Origin of the sequence: Variovorax rhizosphaerae, assembly GCF_037889975.1 — a bacterium.
In the GTDB taxonomy this organism is placed as follows: Bacteria; Pseudomonadota; Gammaproteobacteria; order Burkholderiales; family Burkholderiaceae_C; genus Variovorax; species Variovorax rhizosphaerae.
In genome coordinates this window covers 1-15,201 of sequence record NZ_JBBKZT010000031.1, presented here as the reverse complement: position 1 = coordinate 15,201, position 15,201 = coordinate 1, and the positions used below count along the sequence as shown (strand labels likewise).

The following is a 15,201-nucleotide window of genomic DNA, read 5'->3' as shown; positions in this document are numbered from 1 at the left end:
TAGCACAACATGTAACCGGACGTTGTAGGCCAGCCCAGTATCATTGCGCGCTTTCCCGTCTGGTTACCCCCTCCCCCATGTCTTCCGGTCTCAATCCTGCCCAGCAGGAAGCCGTCAACTATGTGAGCGGCCCTTGCCTCGTCCTCGCGGGCGCGGGTTCGGGCAAGACGCGCGTGATCACGATGAAGATCGGTCGGCTGATCCAGATCGGGCTGGAGCCCAAGCGCATCGCCGCCATCACCTTCACCAACAAGGCCGCCGCCGAGATGCGCGAGCGGGCCAAGCACCTGATCGGGCGCGACGCCAAGCATGTGATGGTCTGCACCTTCCACGCGCTGGGCGTGCGCATGATGCGCGAGGACGGCGCGGTGCTCGGCCTGAAGCCGGCCTTCAGCATCCTCGATGCCGACGACGTCACCAAGATCCTGAAGGACGCGGGCGGCACCACCGATGCGGCCACGGCGCGCATCTGGCAATGGACCATCAGCAAGTGGAAGAACATGGGCTTGAACTCGGCGCAGGCCGAGGCGCAGGCGGCTGACGACAACGAGCGGGTCATCGCGCGCATCATGGCGCGCTACGAGGAGCGGCTGGTCGCCTACCAGAGCGTCGACTTCGACGACCTCATCGGCATGCCGCTCAAACTGCTGACGGACTTCCCCGAAGTGCGCGCCAAGTGGCAGGCCGCGCTGGGCCATGTGCTGGTCGACGAGTACCAGGACACCAACGCCACGCAGTACGAAGTGCTGAAGGCGCTGGTCGGCGAGCGCGGGCGCTTCACCGCGGTGGGCGACGACGACCAGTCTATCTACGGCTGGCGCGGCGCGACGCTGGACAACCTGAAGAAGCTGCCGGTCGACTTCCCGAACCTCAAGGTCATCAAGCTCGAGCAGAACTACCGCAGCACCAGCGCGATCCTGCGCGCGGCCAACAACGTGATCGGGCCCAATCCGAAGCTGTTCCCGAAGACGCTGTTCAGCGAGTTGGGTGAAGGCGAACCGGTGCGCATCGTCGATGCCGACAGCGAGGCGCACGAGGCCGAGCGCGCAGTGGCCCGCATCCAGGGCCTGCGCGCGGGCACCGGAGGCGACCTCGCAAGCCCTTCGCAGCACAAGGAGTTCCGCGACTTCGCGATCCTCTACCGCGCCAACCACCAGGCGCGCGTGTTCGAGCAGGCGCTGCGCAAGGCGCAAATTCCGTACAAGGTGTCGGGCGGGCAGAGCTTCTTCGACCGGGCCGAGATCAAGGACCTCTGCGGCTGGTTCCGCTTGTGGGTCAACCAGGACGACGACCCGGCCTTCCTGCGCGCCGTGACCACGCCCAAGCGCGGCATCGGCCACCAGACGCTGCAGAGCCTGGGCGTGTTCGCATCGCAATACAAGATCAGCCTGTTCGAGGCGTTGTTCAGTTCCTCGCTGCCCAGCGTGATGGCCAAGCGCGCGCTGGAAGGCCTGCACGAGTTCGGCCGCTACATCAACGAGCTCGAATACAAGGCCCGCCAGACGCACGGCGCCGAGGACTCGCGCGCCTTCATGATGGAATGGCTCAAGGAGATCGACTACGAGAAGCATCTCTACGACGGCGAGGACAGCGAGCAGGCTGCCGCCGCGCGCTGGACCAACGTGCTGGAGTTCGTCGACTGGATGACGCAGCGTGCCGGCGGCACCATCGACGACACCAGCGGCGCGATGGAAGTGAGCGAGCGCAAGAGCCTGCTCGAGGTGGCGAAGACCATCTCGCTGCTGTCCACCATCAGCGAGCGCGAGCAGGACCAGAACGTGGTCACGCTCTCGACGCTGCATGCGTCCAAGGGCCTGGAGTGGCCGCATGTGATGCTGATCGGCGTGACCGAGGGCCTGCTGCCCTTCAAGCTCGACGACGACAACGGCCGGCAAGAGAAGATCAGCGACGACACGCTCACGCGCCTGCAGGAAGAGCGCCGCCTCATGTACGTGGGCATCACGCGTGCGCAGCGCAGCCTGGCCGTGAGCTGGACCAAGAAGCGCAAGAAGGGCCGCGAGATGGTGCCGTCCATCCCGAGCCGCTTCATTGCCGAGATGGCGCTCGACAAGACCACCGCCAGGGAGGACCCGCGCGAGAAGCTCAAGGCCCTGCGCGCGGAATTTGCCAAGCGCGCGGCGGACGGTGCGGCCGCAGCGGCGGCTGCTGCTGCGCCATGACGGGAGTGCGTTGCGTGCGTTGGATCGCGAGCCTCGCGATCGCGTGGGCGGGATGGACAGGCGCCATGGCACAGAAGCCGGAAGCCATGCCATCAGCCCCCATAGCCGCCGAGTGCCCCCCAGACACGCAATCGCTCCCACTGGAAGCCCTGTTCGGCAGCTGGGAAATGCGCATCGACGGCCAGCCTGGCACGGCCATCGTCGACATGGCGCGTCATCCCGACTACGCGGGCGTGCGCGGCACCGTCACGCGTGAAGGCTCGCAGGCGCCGTCGCAGATCGCCGGGGACATCGATGATGAGGGCCTGCTGACCATCGACCAGTCAGACGATGGCCATGCCATCACCGCGGTCTGGTCCGGCAGCATGCAGCCCGGTTCATGTGGGAAAGTCTTCGAAGGGACGTGGCGCAAGGCCGCCGACGAGCGTGGCACGAACTTCGTGCTGCGCAAGCTTTCATCCGCGCGTGGCAACACGACGCCTTCGACTCAACAATGAACAGACCTTTACTGGCCCTGCCCGCGGCGTTCGCGGTGCTGGGCCTCAGCACTATGTCATCGCAGGCCGCGGAGCAACCGCCCAGCCCCTTGTCCGAATCCCAATTGACTTGGCAAGCATGCCAGGGCCTCGTCGGCAAGGACGAGGCGCGCCTGGCCTGCTTCGACCGCTGGGCCCAGCAGCAGACCTTGCCGGCCGCGGCCGTGCCCGCGGCACCGGTGGTGCTCGAGACCACGCCGCCGGCGCCTGTCGATGCCAGCATGCCGGCCACGCGCGTCGTCAGCGTGGCCTCCGAGGAAGGCTGCCGCGACCGGCAGTACTCGACGTTGTCGCGCTTCTGGGAACTGGAGAAGGGTTCCGATTGCGGCACCTTCACCTTCCGCGGCTACCGGCCGCTGGACGTGTCCTTTGCCATCGCCGATGGCAAGCCGAAGATCCCCACCTCGCCCGCAGAAGGCCACACCGGCACCTACATCGACTACCAGGCGCAGGAGATGCGCATCGGCCTGTCGGTGCGGACCAAGCTGGCCCAAGGGCTTCTCACTGGCAATGACCCGGACAAGAAGGATTCGCTCTGGTTCGCCTACTCGCAGCAGTCGACGTGGCAGGTATTCAACTCAGACATCTCGCGCCCCTTCCGCACGACCGACCACGAGCCCGAGATGATGTACGTCTACCCGACCGACGTGGCCTTGCCCGGCGGCTGGCGCTGGCGCTATGCGGGGCTCGGCATCGCGCACAACTCGAACGGCCAGAGCCTGCCCCTGTCACGCAGCTGGAACCGCTACTACCTGATGGCCGGCGTGGAACTGGACGAACGCTTCACCTTGACCGGCCGCATCTGGAAGCGCATCAACGAAGGCGCGGCCACCGATGACAACCCCGACATCGAGGACTACATCGGCCGCGCCGAACTCACCGGCAGCTGGAACATCAACCGCGAGAACATGGTGTCGGCGACGGTGCGCAACAACCTGCGCAGCGACGGCAAGGGCTCGATCCGGCTGGAATGGTTCAAGGTGGTTGGCGACCCGGCCAAGAGCAACCTGCGCTTCCACACGCAGTTGTTCCACGGCTACGGCGACACGCTGGTGGACTACAACCGCAAGCGCACGGTGTTGAGCGTGGGGTTGAGCCTGGTGGACTTCTGAGCTTGCCGATCCGGCGCGGCGGCTCTACCGTGCCGCCCGGTTCATCGACACCAGCGTATCGGTCTCGTCCACCACCCTTTTTCCTCCGGCGAAAAGGCCCAGTTCGGTCTTGATGCTGTACATGGTCTTCGGATCGACCCACCAAGTCCCGCCGCCCGTGCGGGCGCCGCTGGCATTTGTCAGGTAGCCCTTTCCCTCGACCCGATAGGCCGTGAAGCGACCCGCGGGCACCGTGATCTCTTCCATGCGGACCACATGGGCGTCCCAGAAGTGGTGGGTGATGACGCCCCTGTCGTCCGTGTTCTTGTAGGCTGATCGCCACTTTCGGCCCACGCCGATGTCCGCTGGCGAGATCACGGAGGCCGGGTCCTTGCGACCGAACCGGCTCTGGATGATGCCGCCCATCTGGTCCAGGATCTGCCCCGAGGCGAACACCACCTTCAGGTCATCGGCGGAGACAACCCGTTCGACCACGGTCTTCTTCGTGAACGACAGTCGGTCATGGCGTTCGAAGGTCAGTTCATCGCCCACCTCGTAGCGACGTGCGCCGCTCTTGAGCGCCACGACCTCGTTCTTGCCGGGCTGCGGTTCGATGACTGGCGCCTGCAACTGGTCGAGCCGGTACTGAGCCTGTTCGCTGATGTAGCCGGTGGGATGCGCAGCCAGGAAGGCGTAGAAGTCCTCCGGATTCCTGGATTCGCGGATGCGGTCCCAGTCCGCCTTCTCGGCGTCGAACTCGGTGCGCTGCTGCGCCAGTGCTTCCAGGCTGCCCGGATCCAGCGGCTTGCTGACCACGGTCACCGTCGGGCGGTGGAAGTAGAAATCCTCCTCGAGGCTGGTGGACTCCCAAGGAATCTGCCTTCCACGACTCTGCTTGCGCACCTGCGTCCGCACGCGCTTGAACACATCCTCAATGCGCGTCTCCGGCATCTTCAGTTCCGCAATGAGATGTTGCGTGTACAGGCCATGACCCGACGCCTCCGAGCCGTCGAGCGCGACGTTGCCCGGCGCCGTCGCATAGGCCAGGAACGTGCCCGGTGGCGCATCCAGCGGCGCCAGGCCCTTGCCGCTGGCCGTGGCTGCGAAGGGGTTGTCCCGGCAGGCGTCGAGCACCACGATGTTCATGCGCGTGCCCGAGTCCTTGAAGGCGGCCATCACATGCTCGACGTCGACGGCCTGCGTGGGCACGTCGTCGGCCTTCGCCAGATTGGCGTCGACCGGGATCATGTAGTTGCGCCAATCGAGTTGCAGTCCGTGCCCGGCGTAATAGAACATGGCCACGCCCTGCTTTCCCTTCAGGGCGCGCCTGGCGGATTCGATGCCCGCGGTCATCTGCTCCCTGGACGCATCGTTGACCTCGATGACCTCGAAGCCCAGGTCGCGCAGCGCACGGCCCATCGCGCGCGCGTCGTTGAGCGAATTGAGCAACGGCGCCACGACGTAGGCTGCATTGCCGATGACCAGCGCCACGCGCACATGCTTCGGTGCTTGCGCTTCCGCTGCGCTGAGCACCAGCGCGGACGCGGCGCCCACCAGGGTGAGCGAGCGCAACCACCTGATCGGGCGCGCGGGGCGTACCGACGGGGCTCGGTAGGGAACACGGACTGGCATGGCCGTCTCCGTTCTTTCGGCAGGGTGCCGATGGGAGGCATTCTGTGGGTGCACAGGTGTTCCCGCAAGCCGCTCGGCCATCGGCCATAGGCCCTTGGTCGGACGGCGAGACGTTGTCAAAGCAGTACGCTTGAACTACTGTTCAAAGGCCAGACAGGGGAGGCTGCGCGAGCGTTGTTCGCGTGGCGTCTGCCGGAATCAACCCGGTCACGGAGGATCCCATGCCCCTGTTTCTCATCGAGCGCAACTTCGGAGAGCAGCTCGAACTCAACGTCGATGGCGTCACGGCCATCACGAGGATCAACGGCGAGGAAGGCGTGAACTGGCTGTTCTCCTTCCTGAGCGCCGACAAGCGCAAGTCCTATTGCCTCTACGAAGCCACCAACCCGGAAGCGATCCGCGAGGCCGCACGGCGCGCGAACGTGCCCGCCGACGTGATCATCGAGGTCTCGCAGTTCAATCCGGAGCGGATGCTCGCAGCTGCGGCCTGAAGGACTCCCCAGTCGATGTGGCTTTGTTCTCTCGAATGGGTCCCCGTCGGGGGACGGGTTCGGCGCAGCCCGGGCCCGGGGGTCCGGTAGTCAGGCCGACGGCGCCGCTGGTCAGGACTGACTATTCCGCCGGGTTGGGGTGATCCGTACAACGGCAGCGTGGTTCAGCGTTCAGACGAACGCGCCATCTACCGGAGAAACATCATGCTCAACCCCGAGTCCCTGACCCAGTTTTCCGCCACGCTGCGCGGTCGCGTCGTGCAAGCCGGCGATGCCGACTACGACGAATCGCGCAAGGTCTACAACGCCATGATCGATCGCACCCCGCGCCTGATCGTGAAATGTCGCGATGTGGCGGATGTCATTCGCAGCGTCAACTTCGCACGCGACCATTCGCTGCTGCTGGCGGTGCGCGGTGGCGCGCACAACGGCGGCGGGCTGGGCACCTGCGATGACGGGCTGGTCATCGACCTGTCGGGCCTCAAGGGCATCCGCGTAGACCAGCAAGCCCGCACGGTGCGGGTCGACGGCGGCTGCACCTGGGGCGAGGTGGACCATGCCACGCACGCCTTCGGCATGGCCACGCCCTGCGGGATCATCAGCACGACCGGCGTCGGCGGCCTCACGCTTGGCGGCGGCCTGGGTCACCTGTCGCGCAAGTGCGGGCTCACGGTCGACAACCTGCTGGAGGCCGACGTGGTGCTGGCCGACGGCTCAATGGTCACGGCGAATGCCGAGTCGCACCCCGACCTCTACTGGGCGCTGCGTGGCGGCGGCGGCAACTTCGGCGTCGTGACCTCCTTCGTGTTCCGGCTGCATCCGGTGTCGATGGTGGTCGCGGGGCCGACCTTCTGGGACCTGGACAAGTCCGCCGAGGTGCTGCAGTGGTACCGCGACTTCATCGCCAAGGCGCCGGAAGACCTGAACGGCTTCTTCGCCTTCACCTCCGTGCCGCCGGCGCCGCCCTTCCCGGAGGCGCTGCACGGCCGGCCGGTGTGCGGCGTGGTGTGGTGCTACACCGGGCCGGCGGAGAAGGCCGATGAGGTCTTCAAGCCTGTGGCCGAGTTCAATTCGCCGCTGTTGCATGGCGTGCAGCCGATGCCCTTCCCGGCCTTGAACAGCGCCTTCGACGGGCTCTATCCGCCGGGGCACCAGTGGTACTGGCGCGCCGACTTCGTCAACGCGCTGTCGGACGCGGCCATCGCCGAGCATGCGCGCTTCGGCGCCCAGATGCCGACGGGGCAGTCGACCATGCACCTCTATCCGATCGACGGCGCGGTGCACCGGGTCAAGTCGTCCGACACGGCGTTCGCCTACCGCAATGCCAACTTCGCCCAGGTGATCGTCGGCGTGAGCCCCGATCCGCAGGACGCACCCAAGATCACCGCCTGGACCAAGAACTACTGGGAGGCCCTGCATCCGCATTCAGCCGGCGGCGCCTACGTGAACATGATGATGGACGAGGGCGAGGATCGGATTCGTGCGTCCTATCGCGACAACTACCCGCGGCTGGCTGAGATCAAGAAGCGGTATGACCCGGAGAACCTGTTCCGGGTGAACCAGAACATCCGGCCCAGCAAGGAGGCGGTTGCGCTGGCTACTCACTGAGACGCTCAGTCATGCGGGGCGTTCCCCTGCGTCCCACCGATCCACCCGCCGAGCGAAAGACCGCACCATACGGCCCGGCAATGCGCCCGGGCATCGCGTCAGGCCTGCATGGCTCCGGCCGGCCGAAGACGAATCGGCACTGGCAAGCGGTCGAACGCGCCGCTGTCGGCATGCAGGATGCACAGCAAGGCCTTCTCCAGATCAAGACCACGCGCGGTGCGTTGACCTGAGCCGCCACGTCCCGGCGAAACCACTGAAACCGGACGACCCATCGCCAGCGCTGTCAGTTGATCTGTGTGTTGCGCATCTCCGACTGCTCGAAAAAGCTGCCGGTGAGGTCGACGTGCTCACCGGACAAGCCGTCGGCCTGGATGGTGGTGCCAGTGCAATCCAGCACATCGACGCTGGACCAGTGGCTGTGGTCGAAGGTCAGCCCGTTCCACTGGCACCGGTTGAACTTGCAACCACTGAACCGGCTGTTTTGAAACTGAGCCTGGGTGAAGGTGCAGTTGGTGAATGTGCAACCGGTGATCGAGATGCTGGAGAAATCGCAGGCCGTGAAGGTGCAGCCGACGAATTGGCAGCCAGTCCAGCCTGCTTGCTTGAAGGTCGTCGCGCTGAAGCTGCTGCCGGTGAAGGTGGAGGTGGCGAACTGGGCGGGGTTGAGATCGAGGCCTGCGTAGGCGCTGCTGTCGCTCTGACCGGCCAAGCCGGCCGGCGAGCCACCGATGCCTTTGCGCCAGAGGTCATGGGCGCGGATGATCATTTGAGCCGACATTTGGGATATTTTTACGATCGTCAATCGCGAACGCTGTAAGCGTTCCAGTCGGATATATCGATACCATTTTCGTCGGTGAGATCATTGCACGTGAATTCGATTGGATTACCGCTTGGATCGAGGATACACCCAATGTAGTTGCCTTTGGTCTTTATCACAAAGTCGAACTCAACCCCTCGCCCCTTTAATTGAGCACAATAGCTCGGAAAGTTCTCTGAAATAGAGAATTCAAATATCGAATCTCTTTCCTCCTTCAGCTCTCCGTGTGCATATCTAAGTCTAATTGCAAAATTGCAATCTTCATTTTCAAGAGATAAAGTGCCATCCGTGTTCTGAGAAAATCCAAGAATGTCCTGATAGAATTTTTTCATGTCTTGCATTTTTTTCTTTGCGACCAGAACAAACGAAACTATTTTCATCAGCGAACCCCTCCTTATTTTCACTTTTGCAACAGGCCTTGAGCTTTTTTGGCTTCTGTTCGCGCAGAATCAATGGCGCATTTATCGCCATCATTCATGGCGAGTTTCGTTCTCTTCAATACTTTCTTTTCCGACGCATAATATGGACTTCTATTTTCCACTGCATCGAACCGATGTCGATGAAGCTCCATACTCAATTGAAGGGTCCTCCTCAAAATTCGGGGCGATTCACTTTGAGACCTCCGAAAGCCCTCAAAACACCCTCAAATCAGCAAAAAACGGCTTCGGGAATCACTGTCCAACGCACGATGTGAAAAACGACCCTTGCCGCAGAGGATGGCTCACGCTGGCGGAGAGAATTTCAACAGCCTACTATGCGTTCCCCCGTCAATGCTTCGCGTTGCACCTCGCGATGCACCACGCATGACTCGGGGACGTCAATGCTTCGCTACTTCTTTGTCGTCAGCGACTTGCCCCCTTCTACTCCCTGCCGATCTCCCGGCCCACCACTTCGGATTTGAGGCCGCCCTCTAATATCGTTTGTATGTGCTCCAAGTCGATATGTCTCCACCTTCTTCGTCATCAAATTCATTGCACGTGATTTCTATTGGATTGCCGCTCGGATCAATAATGCGGCCAAAGTAACCACCTTTGGTCATGACCACCACTTCAAAAGCAACCCCGAGCTCCTTCAATTTAATGCAATAGCTGGGGAAATTCTTGGGGATGGAGTATTCAAATAGGGGGCTTTTTTCTCCTTTTGATTCCGCTCTTGCATATCTAAATCTAACATCAAATTTGCAATTGTCTCTTTGAAACAAGAAGGTGCCGTCCTCATTTGGGATGAATCCAAGAATTTCTTGATAAAAATCCTTCGTTTCTTGCATTTTTTTCTTAGAAACGGAAATAAAACAAATTACTGACATTATCGAGTGCCTCCATATCTGCCTTTGGCAGTTGGTCTTGAGCTTTGCTCCGATTCGTTTCGCGCGATATTGGCGACGCACTTGTCGATTTTATGCACTTTTGCCCCTGTTCGATTTAACACTTTTCGTTCAGCTGCGTAATGGGCACTTCTGTTGGCTGTCGAATCGAGTCCGATGTCTATAAAGCCATAACCATCGGCCACTCGATCACGAATCCATTTCGCGTTTCCGCCGACGGTCTTTTGCTCCCACTCTTTTGATTCTTGCTCGAATTCGTTGGCGCCAGACCCATCTACTACTCCATTCCAATCCTTTTTTATGGTTCTGAATTCATGGCACGGAAACTTCTTTTTCATTGCTGCAGCATAGGCCTCCACGGCAGCCTGTCCCTCCCCAATAACCACATATTTCTCTAATCCAAGCGGGTCGGCCCATTCAATCGGATTTGGCGCAAATTCCTGGTGGTTGAAACCTCCAGCCAACTTAATGGGGTCGCTCGATATGAATCGACCACTCGTTGGATCGTAATACCGATACCGGTTGTAGTGCAGCCCGGTCTCTTCATCAAGGTACTGCCCCTGGAACCGGATCGGGTTGACAATGCCTGATCTTCTGGCCGCCTCAGAGATGACTTCCTTCGCCTCGCCCCAAGCCTTGTAGCTCGCACTCCAGGCGATGTTGCCCTCGTGGTCGGTGAGTTCCTGCGGCGTGCCGAGGTGGTCGCACTGGTAGAAGGCAATCTCTTCCCTCGTGAAGGCGCTTGGCTTCGGTTCCTGCTGGCCATTCCACAGGGGATCCTGCTCGATGTCGTATCTGCCCCCGTTGGCCTGCATCAGCGCCTTCACATCGGTGGTGGCGCTCAACTGGATCGCTTGCGGCCTCCTTGCCTGCACCAGCGGCACGAAGCTGTCCTTCTCGTGGATGTAGTGGACGGTGTCGGCTTGCGTGTCTTTTCCTGCCCTTGTGGTGCTCTCGAAGGCCAGCACATCCCCGTCCCAGCCGAAGATGGTTTCACCCGCTGCGCTGGTCTTGCCGATGCGCCGTCCCAGCGGGTCGTAGCGGAAGGTGGTTTCGCCTTCTTCCGTCTTCGCACTCACCATGCGGTTGAAGCCGTCCCAGCCGAAGGTGGTCTTGCGGGCGTTGGCGGTGCGCTCGATCAGGTTGCCGCGCGCGTCGTGGGTGTAGTGGGTGCCTGCGTAATCTTTCAGCAGGTTGTCCATCAGTTTGGATGCGGCCACCATGCGGATGCGCTGGGCCTTCGATGGTGCGGCCGAGCCGCCTGCGCTGGCTGGGTCGAAGGCCACCGGGTCGGCGATGTTGCCGGCCGGGTCGAACGCGAAGATCTCCTTGCCCAGACGGCCATTGGCTTCGAGGAGCCGCCCGATGGGGTCGTACCTGTATTCGAGGCGGCCCCTGCGGCTGTCGCCGATGATGGTGAGCTGGCCGGCCTTGTCGTAGTGGTAGTTGCGCTCGATGACGGGGGCGGGGCTTGAGCGGGTAAGAGTGACTGGCGGTGTGCCCCGGTGCAACTGTTGCGCGAGCAGGCGTCCGGCCGGGTCCCAGCGCTGGCTCTGGTGCAGCCCGTTGTGCTGGGCCCGGCTGACCTCGCGGTGCAGGTCATCGCGCTCGAAGGCGAGGATGTCCTCGCCGTCCAGCAGGAGGCCGTGCACATGGCCCGAGCCGTAGCTCAGCCACTCGGTGACGTGGCCGTCGGGGCGGATGGTGCCGATGCGCTGGTTCAGTTCGTCGTAGCGGTGCTGCCAGACGGCAGTGCGCCGGTGGAGCAGATCAGCGTGGTGTTCGCGGGTGAGGTTGCCGGCCTCGTCGTGGAACCACTGGAGCTTGGCGTGCTGGTTCCTTGCTTCGACGAGGCGGCCGTTGCGGTCGTAGCCGAAGGTCTCGGACTGGTCGTTGACCTTGCGTTCGGTGAGGCGGCCCAGGGGGTCGAACTGCAGGTGGGTGCGCAGGTCGGCTTCAGTGACTACGGCCAAGACGCCCGTGGTGTCTTCGTAGCGGTACTTTGTGGGCTTACCGTCGAAGCCGATTTCTTCCAGCAGGCGGCCCACGGGGTCGTAGGCGAAGCGGTAGTGGGCGCCGTTCTCGTTCTGCAACTGAGTCAGGCGACCCAGCTTGTCCCACTGGTAGGCCAGCGTATGGCCGGCGGCGTCGGTGCGGCCGGCGATCTGGCCGGTAGGGGTGTAGCGGTAGCGGGTCTGGCGTTGCAGGGCGTCGGTATGGGCGAGAAGGCGCCCTTCGGCGTCGTGCGCGAACTGCTCCTTGGTGGCATCAGGGAGGGTGACGCTTTCGAGCTGGCCGGGGTGGTTGGCGGCTTCCTGGGTGGCCGCGGCCAGCGTCTGCTCGGTGAGGGTGGTGTAGCGGTACTGGGTGGTCTGGCCAGCAGCGTCGGTGCTGCTGGCCAGGCGCCCTCGAGCGTCGTAGTCCCAGCGGGTGGTCTTGCTGGAGCAGTCGGTGTAGCTGGCGAGTTGGCCGCTGGGGGTGTAGGCGAGTTTCTTGATGCCGCCCTTGGCGTCGGTGATGCGCACGGGGCGACCGGCCTTGTCGTACGCATACCGGGTGACGTGGCCCAAGGGGTCGGTCTCTTCGGTGAGGTGGCCTTGAGGGTTGTAGTCGCGCTTCCAGACGCCGCCTTCGCCGTCCATGAGGCCCGTGAGGCGGTGGCTCTTGTCGTACTCGAAGTGAACGCGGCTGCCGTCGGCGCGGGTGTGGCGCTGCAGGTTGCCGTTGGGGTTGTAGACGTAGTCGTCGGTGCTGCCGTCGGGATGGACGTGGCGGGTGACGTTCTTGGCCTCGTCGCGGAAGAACCATTCCTGCTGGCCGTCGGGGTGGACGATGCGGTAGGTGTAGCCCAGGATGTCGTAGTAGTACCAGGTCTCGTGACCAAGGGCATCGGTGACGTAGGTCAGGCGGATGTTCTTGTCCCATTCCAGCCGGGTGTCGAGGCTGCCGTCATCGGCCCATTCGCGGATGGCCTTGGCCTGCGCTCCGTTGCCGTCGTACTGGAGGTTCGTTCCGCGGCCGGTGCGGTCGGTGTAGCGAGTGACGAGGTGGTGGCTGTAGCGGTAGGACCAGCTCGCACCGTTCTCGTCCTGCGCGGCGATGAGGTCGCCGGACGCGTCGTAGGTGTAGGCGGCGAGTTGGCGGACGACCTGGCCGTCCTTGAGTTCCCAGACGGACTCGATGCGGCCTGTGGTGGCGTCGGGGCGGAGGCCGACGTGAGCGAGGGTCACATCGCCTTGCTTCGAGAGGATGTCGCTGAGGATCTCTTCGCCGGTGGAGGCCAGCACGTGGTCGTAGCGCAGGCCGATGGCGGCGCCGTCGCGGGCGTGCTGGGCGATCAGGCGGAAGTGTTTGCCGGCCTTGCCTGTGACCAGTTCGTAAGTCTCGCGCCAGTCGGGTTGCTCGCCTGCGGGCATCGTCTTGCCGAAGTCCACCACGAGCAGGGTTTCCGAGAGGCGCATCGCGGTGATCTGCTCGATCTCGTTGCGATGGCTCTGGCCGACGGCCAGCGCTGGCAAGCTGTGGCTGCGGCCGTCGGCGGCGCGGTAGGTCAGTGCCGAGGACTGTGCGTTGACCCCTTCGACATCGATGCGCGTGGTGAAGGGCGTCAGCCAACGTGCGCCGAGGCAGCCCTTGTCGTAGGCCGCCAAGTCGCTGTGTAGGTCCGGGTCCACGCGATGGGCAAGGGCGCAGCGAGCACGAAGTCGCTGTGGCTGAAGCTCTCGCGTCCGGTGGCCAGACTGATGGCGCCGCCCTTCTTTGCAGGCGCGGGGCAGTTCTTGCAGGGATCCGGGTTGCCTTTGGCGGGAGCCTGGTTGCCGTTGGCGCCCAAGGCGCCCGCCGACCTGTCAGCTTCAACCTTGGAGCCCTTCTTGTGGGGCACGAGGGCGGCACGTTTGACCTTGTACGCACGTGATGCGGCGAGCAGGTGCTGCAGCAACCACATGATGGACTTTTCTACCTCGGCGCTGGCCATCGCCGTCAACTGCTCGCGCAGCAGGCCCTTGAAGTCGGTCAGGGCACGAATCACGGTCTCGACCACGGCCTTGGCGCTCGCCGGCAAGCGACTGGCCGCGACCTTGACCGCGTAGTTGGCCGTCTGCCTGGCATAGCGGTCGGCCGCGGCCAGCATGCGCGCCCAAGTGCTTTCTTTCTTGGGGTTGTACACAGCGCTCTCGGCTGTGACGGGCGCGGCGATCCTGAACAGGTCTTCGCCACCCGTGCAGCGGCGCAGCACGCTGATTAGGTCATCGATGACCGCTTCGGCCTTCTTGGCGCAGTCCTCGAGGATCTCGGGCAGCTTGTCCACCGCGCCTTGAGCGAATTTGTCGATCTCGCCGGCGATGGTGTCGTTCAGGTGGGACACCAGCACGGCGATGAGTGCCTCGCCGACGTTCCTTGCGCTGTTGAACTGCTGGCGCACGAGGTGCAGCGCGGGCCGCAGGCTCATTCGAGCGGCCGCGGTGGCGGGCAAGGGCAGCACGCCGATCAGGTTGATGCCGAGACTCACCCAGTCGAGAAATTCGGTGCTCTTCTTCTGGATCACCTGGCGCACGAGCGTGACGATGTCCGTGACAACGTCGATCAGCGCCATGATGTTGCCGATCACCGGCAGGCTGCCGGCCACGGTGCTCAGGCGCTTCAGGGTGATGTAGCCGTCGCTGATCTCGCGCAGCCATTGGTCGAACTTGGCGGCGCCCTCGCCGATGTCCTCGGGGGCAATGGTGTTGAGCGGGGCGACCGCGGTCTGGCGCTCGCGCTCCTTCGTCTCCGGCGGCGAGGCCGGGGCTCCCTGTTCTGCCATTTTTGTTTTATCCCTGAACTTGCTTCTGATGTCGGCGCCGCTCTTGGGCGGTCGCCCCCTGACTCACACTACCCGTCACTCGGCTGATTACTCAACCCACCACTTGACCCGCCATTCAACCCGCGAAGCCAGGCGTCTGTCCGGGCATGGTTCGGATGCTGCCAGTGGCTTGGCTCGCACCGGCGCTCGGCAACGCACCCGGCAACCTTGCCTTTGACGACATGATCGGCCCCGCGAAGCCTTCCACCGTCCCGGGAACACCCGCGTTGCCGGCAATTCCGGAAGCAGCCCCTGCCGCCAAGCCGACAATTTGCCCCGCCTGTCCCAACACAGCCTTGGCACCGCCTTGCTTCACGGCCTGCACCGCACCGGCGGCTTGCTGCGCCATGCCGGCGGCTTGGCCGATCTGTCCGAGCGCTCCGGCCGCATTGCTCAGAGCTCCAAGGCCGCCGCTTGATCCTCCAGTCGCGCTCCCCAAGGCAGGGGCGCCTTGCCACAGTCCGGCTGCACCAGCACCAGCACCACGACTACCACCGACACCACTGGCGCCACCTGCATTGCCTGCCGCAGTCCCCGGACCCGCGTTGTCTGCCAATGCCTTGGCCGGCCACTTCTCCGAATCCGGGAAGTGGCTCGCCTCCTCCCAAGGATCCCTCGGGTCCTTGCCGAACACCACCTTGGCCGTTCCGATGGGCAGCCCCGCCACGCTCGCAAACCC

13 protein-coding genes and 1 pseudogene are annotated in these 15,201 nt (G+C 63.4%); 7 read left to right on the top strand and 7 right to left on the bottom strand.

Annotated features, from left to right (window positions below):
* Positions 1 to 77: 77 nt before the first annotated feature.
* The 3 genes from WKW82_RS36020 (at position 78) to WKW82_RS36010 (ending at position 3,828) form a co-directional block, all read left to right on the top strand.
* Entirely contained in the window at positions 78 to 2,180 is a 2,103-nt protein-coding gene (locus WKW82_RS36020) for an ATP-dependent helicase (protein ID WP_340347950.1), read from the top strand.
* A gap of 167 nt (positions 2,181 to 2,347) precedes the next feature.
* On the top strand, positions 2,348 to 2,677 hold the full coding sequence (locus WKW82_RS36015; protein ID WP_340347948.1) for a hypothetical protein: 330 nt from the start codon (positions 2,348 to 2,350) through the stop codon (positions 2,675 to 2,677).
* Positions 2,674 to 3,828 carry a phospholipase A gene (locus tag WKW82_RS36010; RefSeq protein ID WP_422823672.1) on the top strand — a complete coding sequence of 385 codons (1,155 nt, stop codon included), beginning with the start codon at positions 2,674 to 2,676 and terminating at the stop codon, positions 3,826 to 3,828. The genes WKW82_RS36015 and WKW82_RS36010 overlap by 4 nt, the downstream gene beginning before the upstream one ends.
* 24 nt (positions 3,829 to 3,852) lie before the next feature.
* On the opposite strand, the gene WKW82_RS36005 is transcribed toward WKW82_RS36010, so the two are convergent.
* Positions 3,853 to 5,439, bottom strand: a complete 1,587-nt coding sequence (locus WKW82_RS36005) for a caspase family protein (protein ID WP_340347947.1) — start codon at positions 5,437 to 5,439, stop codon at positions 3,853 to 3,855.
* Positions 5,440 to 5,660: 221 nt separating this feature from the next.
* On the opposite strand from WKW82_RS36005, the gene WKW82_RS36000 reads away from it, so the two are divergent.
* The 3 genes from WKW82_RS36000 to WKW82_RS35990 all read left to right on the top strand — a co-directional run bounded on the left by WKW82_RS36000 (position 5,661) and on the right by WKW82_RS35990 (position 7,768).
* Positions 5,661 to 5,930, top strand: a complete 270-nt coding sequence (locus WKW82_RS36000) for a DUF4242 domain-containing protein (protein ID WP_340347945.1) — start codon at positions 5,661 to 5,663, stop codon at positions 5,928 to 5,930.
* A gap of 204 nt (positions 5,931 to 6,134) precedes the next feature.
* Positions 6,135 to 7,538 carry an FAD-binding oxidoreductase gene (locus WKW82_RS35995; RefSeq protein WP_340347943.1) on the top strand — a complete coding sequence of 468 codons (1,404 nt, stop codon included), beginning with the start codon at positions 6,135 to 6,137 and terminating at the stop codon, positions 7,536 to 7,538.
* Positions 7,539 to 7,549: 11 nt separating this feature from the next.
* Entirely contained in the window at positions 7,550 to 7,768 is a 219-nt protein-coding gene (locus WKW82_RS35990; protein ID WP_340347941.1) for a hypothetical protein, read from the top strand.
* A gap of 53 nt (positions 7,769 to 7,821) precedes the next feature.
* Here the strand turns inward: WKW82_RS35990 and WKW82_RS35985 are convergent, their stop codons facing one another.
* Positions 7,822 to 8,304 (bottom strand): pentapeptide repeat-containing protein, encoded by a 483-nt coding sequence (locus WKW82_RS35985; RefSeq protein ID WP_340347939.1) that lies wholly within the window; start codon positions 8,302 to 8,304, stop codon positions 7,822 to 7,824.
* Positions 8,305 to 8,336: 32 nt separating this feature from the next.
* A complete protein-coding gene (locus WKW82_RS35980; RefSeq protein ID WP_340347938.1) occupies positions 8,337 to 8,687 on the bottom strand; it encodes a VOC family protein in 351 nt (116 codons plus the stop codon).
* Here WKW82_RS35980 and WKW82_RS35975 point away from each other — a divergent pair.
* Positions 8,686 to 9,162 (top strand): hypothetical protein, encoded by a 477-nt coding sequence (locus tag WKW82_RS35975; RefSeq protein ID WP_340347937.1) that lies wholly within the window; start codon positions 8,686 to 8,688, stop codon positions 9,160 to 9,162. The genes WKW82_RS35980 and WKW82_RS35975 overlap by 2 nt on opposite strands.
* A gap of 103 nt (positions 9,163 to 9,265) precedes the next feature.
* Here the strand turns inward: WKW82_RS35975 and WKW82_RS35970 are convergent, their stop codons facing one another.
* From WKW82_RS35970 to WKW82_RS35955, 4 genes and pseudogenes are all read right to left on the bottom strand, one after another.
* Positions 9,266 to 9,622: a VOC family protein gene (locus WKW82_RS35970; protein ID WP_340347935.1), complete on the bottom strand. Its 357-nt coding sequence runs from the start codon at positions 9,620 to 9,622 to the stop codon at positions 9,266 to 9,268.
* A 38-nt stretch (positions 9,623 to 9,660) separates the two neighbouring features.
* The gene (locus tag WKW82_RS35965) at positions 9,661 to 13,353 is read right to left on the bottom strand and encodes an RHS repeat-associated core domain-containing protein (protein WP_340347933.1); all 3,693 of its coding nucleotides are present in this window, start codon (positions 13,351 to 13,353) and stop codon (positions 9,661 to 9,663) included.
* Positions 13,287 to 14,483, bottom strand: coding sequence for a DUF6531 domain-containing protein (locus tag WKW82_RS35960; RefSeq protein ID WP_340347932.1), 1,197 nt, complete (start codon positions 14,481 to 14,483; stop codon positions 13,287 to 13,289). Before WKW82_RS35960 ends, WKW82_RS35965 begins: the two co-directional genes overlap by 67 nt.
* Before the next feature lie 115 nt (positions 14,484 to 14,598).
* Positions 14,599 to 15,201 (bottom strand): annotated as a pseudogene (locus WKW82_RS35955) (type VI secretion system tip protein VgrG); the annotation flags it as partial.

Coding starts and splice junctions, on each gene's coding strand:
- WKW82_RS36015 (WP_340347948.1), top strand. CDS start 2,348: ATGCGCATCGACGGCCAGCCTGGCACGGCCATCGTCGACATGGCGCGT.
- WKW82_RS35980 (WP_340347938.1), bottom strand. CDS start 8,687: ATGAAAAAATTCTATCAGGACATTCTTGGATTTTCTCAGAACACGGAT.
- WKW82_RS35995 (WP_340347943.1), top strand. CDS start 6,135: ATGCTCAACCCCGAGTCCCTGACCCAGTTTTCCGCCACGCTGCGCGGT.
- WKW82_RS35975 (WP_340347937.1), top strand. CDS start 8,686: ATGTCTTGCATTTTTTTCTTTGCGACCAGAACAAACGAAACTATTTTC.
- WKW82_RS35960 (WP_340347932.1), bottom strand. CDS start 14,483: ATGGCAGAACAGGGAGCCCCGGCCTCGCCGCCGGAGACGAAGGAGCGC.
- WKW82_RS35990 (WP_340347941.1), top strand. CDS start 7,550: ATGCGGGGCGTTCCCCTGCGTCCCACCGATCCACCCGCCGAGCGAAAG.
- WKW82_RS35985 (WP_340347939.1), bottom strand. CDS start 8,304: ATGATCATCCGCGCCCATGACCTCTGGCGCAAAGGCATCGGTGGCTCG.
- WKW82_RS36000 (WP_340347945.1), top strand. CDS start 5,661: ATGCCCCTGTTTCTCATCGAGCGCAACTTCGGAGAGCAGCTCGAACTC.
- WKW82_RS36010 (WP_422823672.1), top strand. CDS start 2,674: ATGAACAGACCTTTACTGGCCCTGCCCGCGGCGTTCGCGGTGCTGGGC.
- WKW82_RS36005 (WP_340347947.1), bottom strand. CDS start 5,439: ATGCCAGTCCGTGTTCCCTACCGAGCCCCGTCGGTACGCCCCGCGCGC.
- WKW82_RS35970 (WP_340347935.1), bottom strand. CDS start 9,622: ATGCAAGAAACGAAGGATTTTTATCAAGAAATTCTTGGATTCATCCCA.
- WKW82_RS36020 (WP_340347950.1), top strand. CDS start 78: ATGTCTTCCGGTCTCAATCCTGCCCAGCAGGAAGCCGTCAACTATGTG.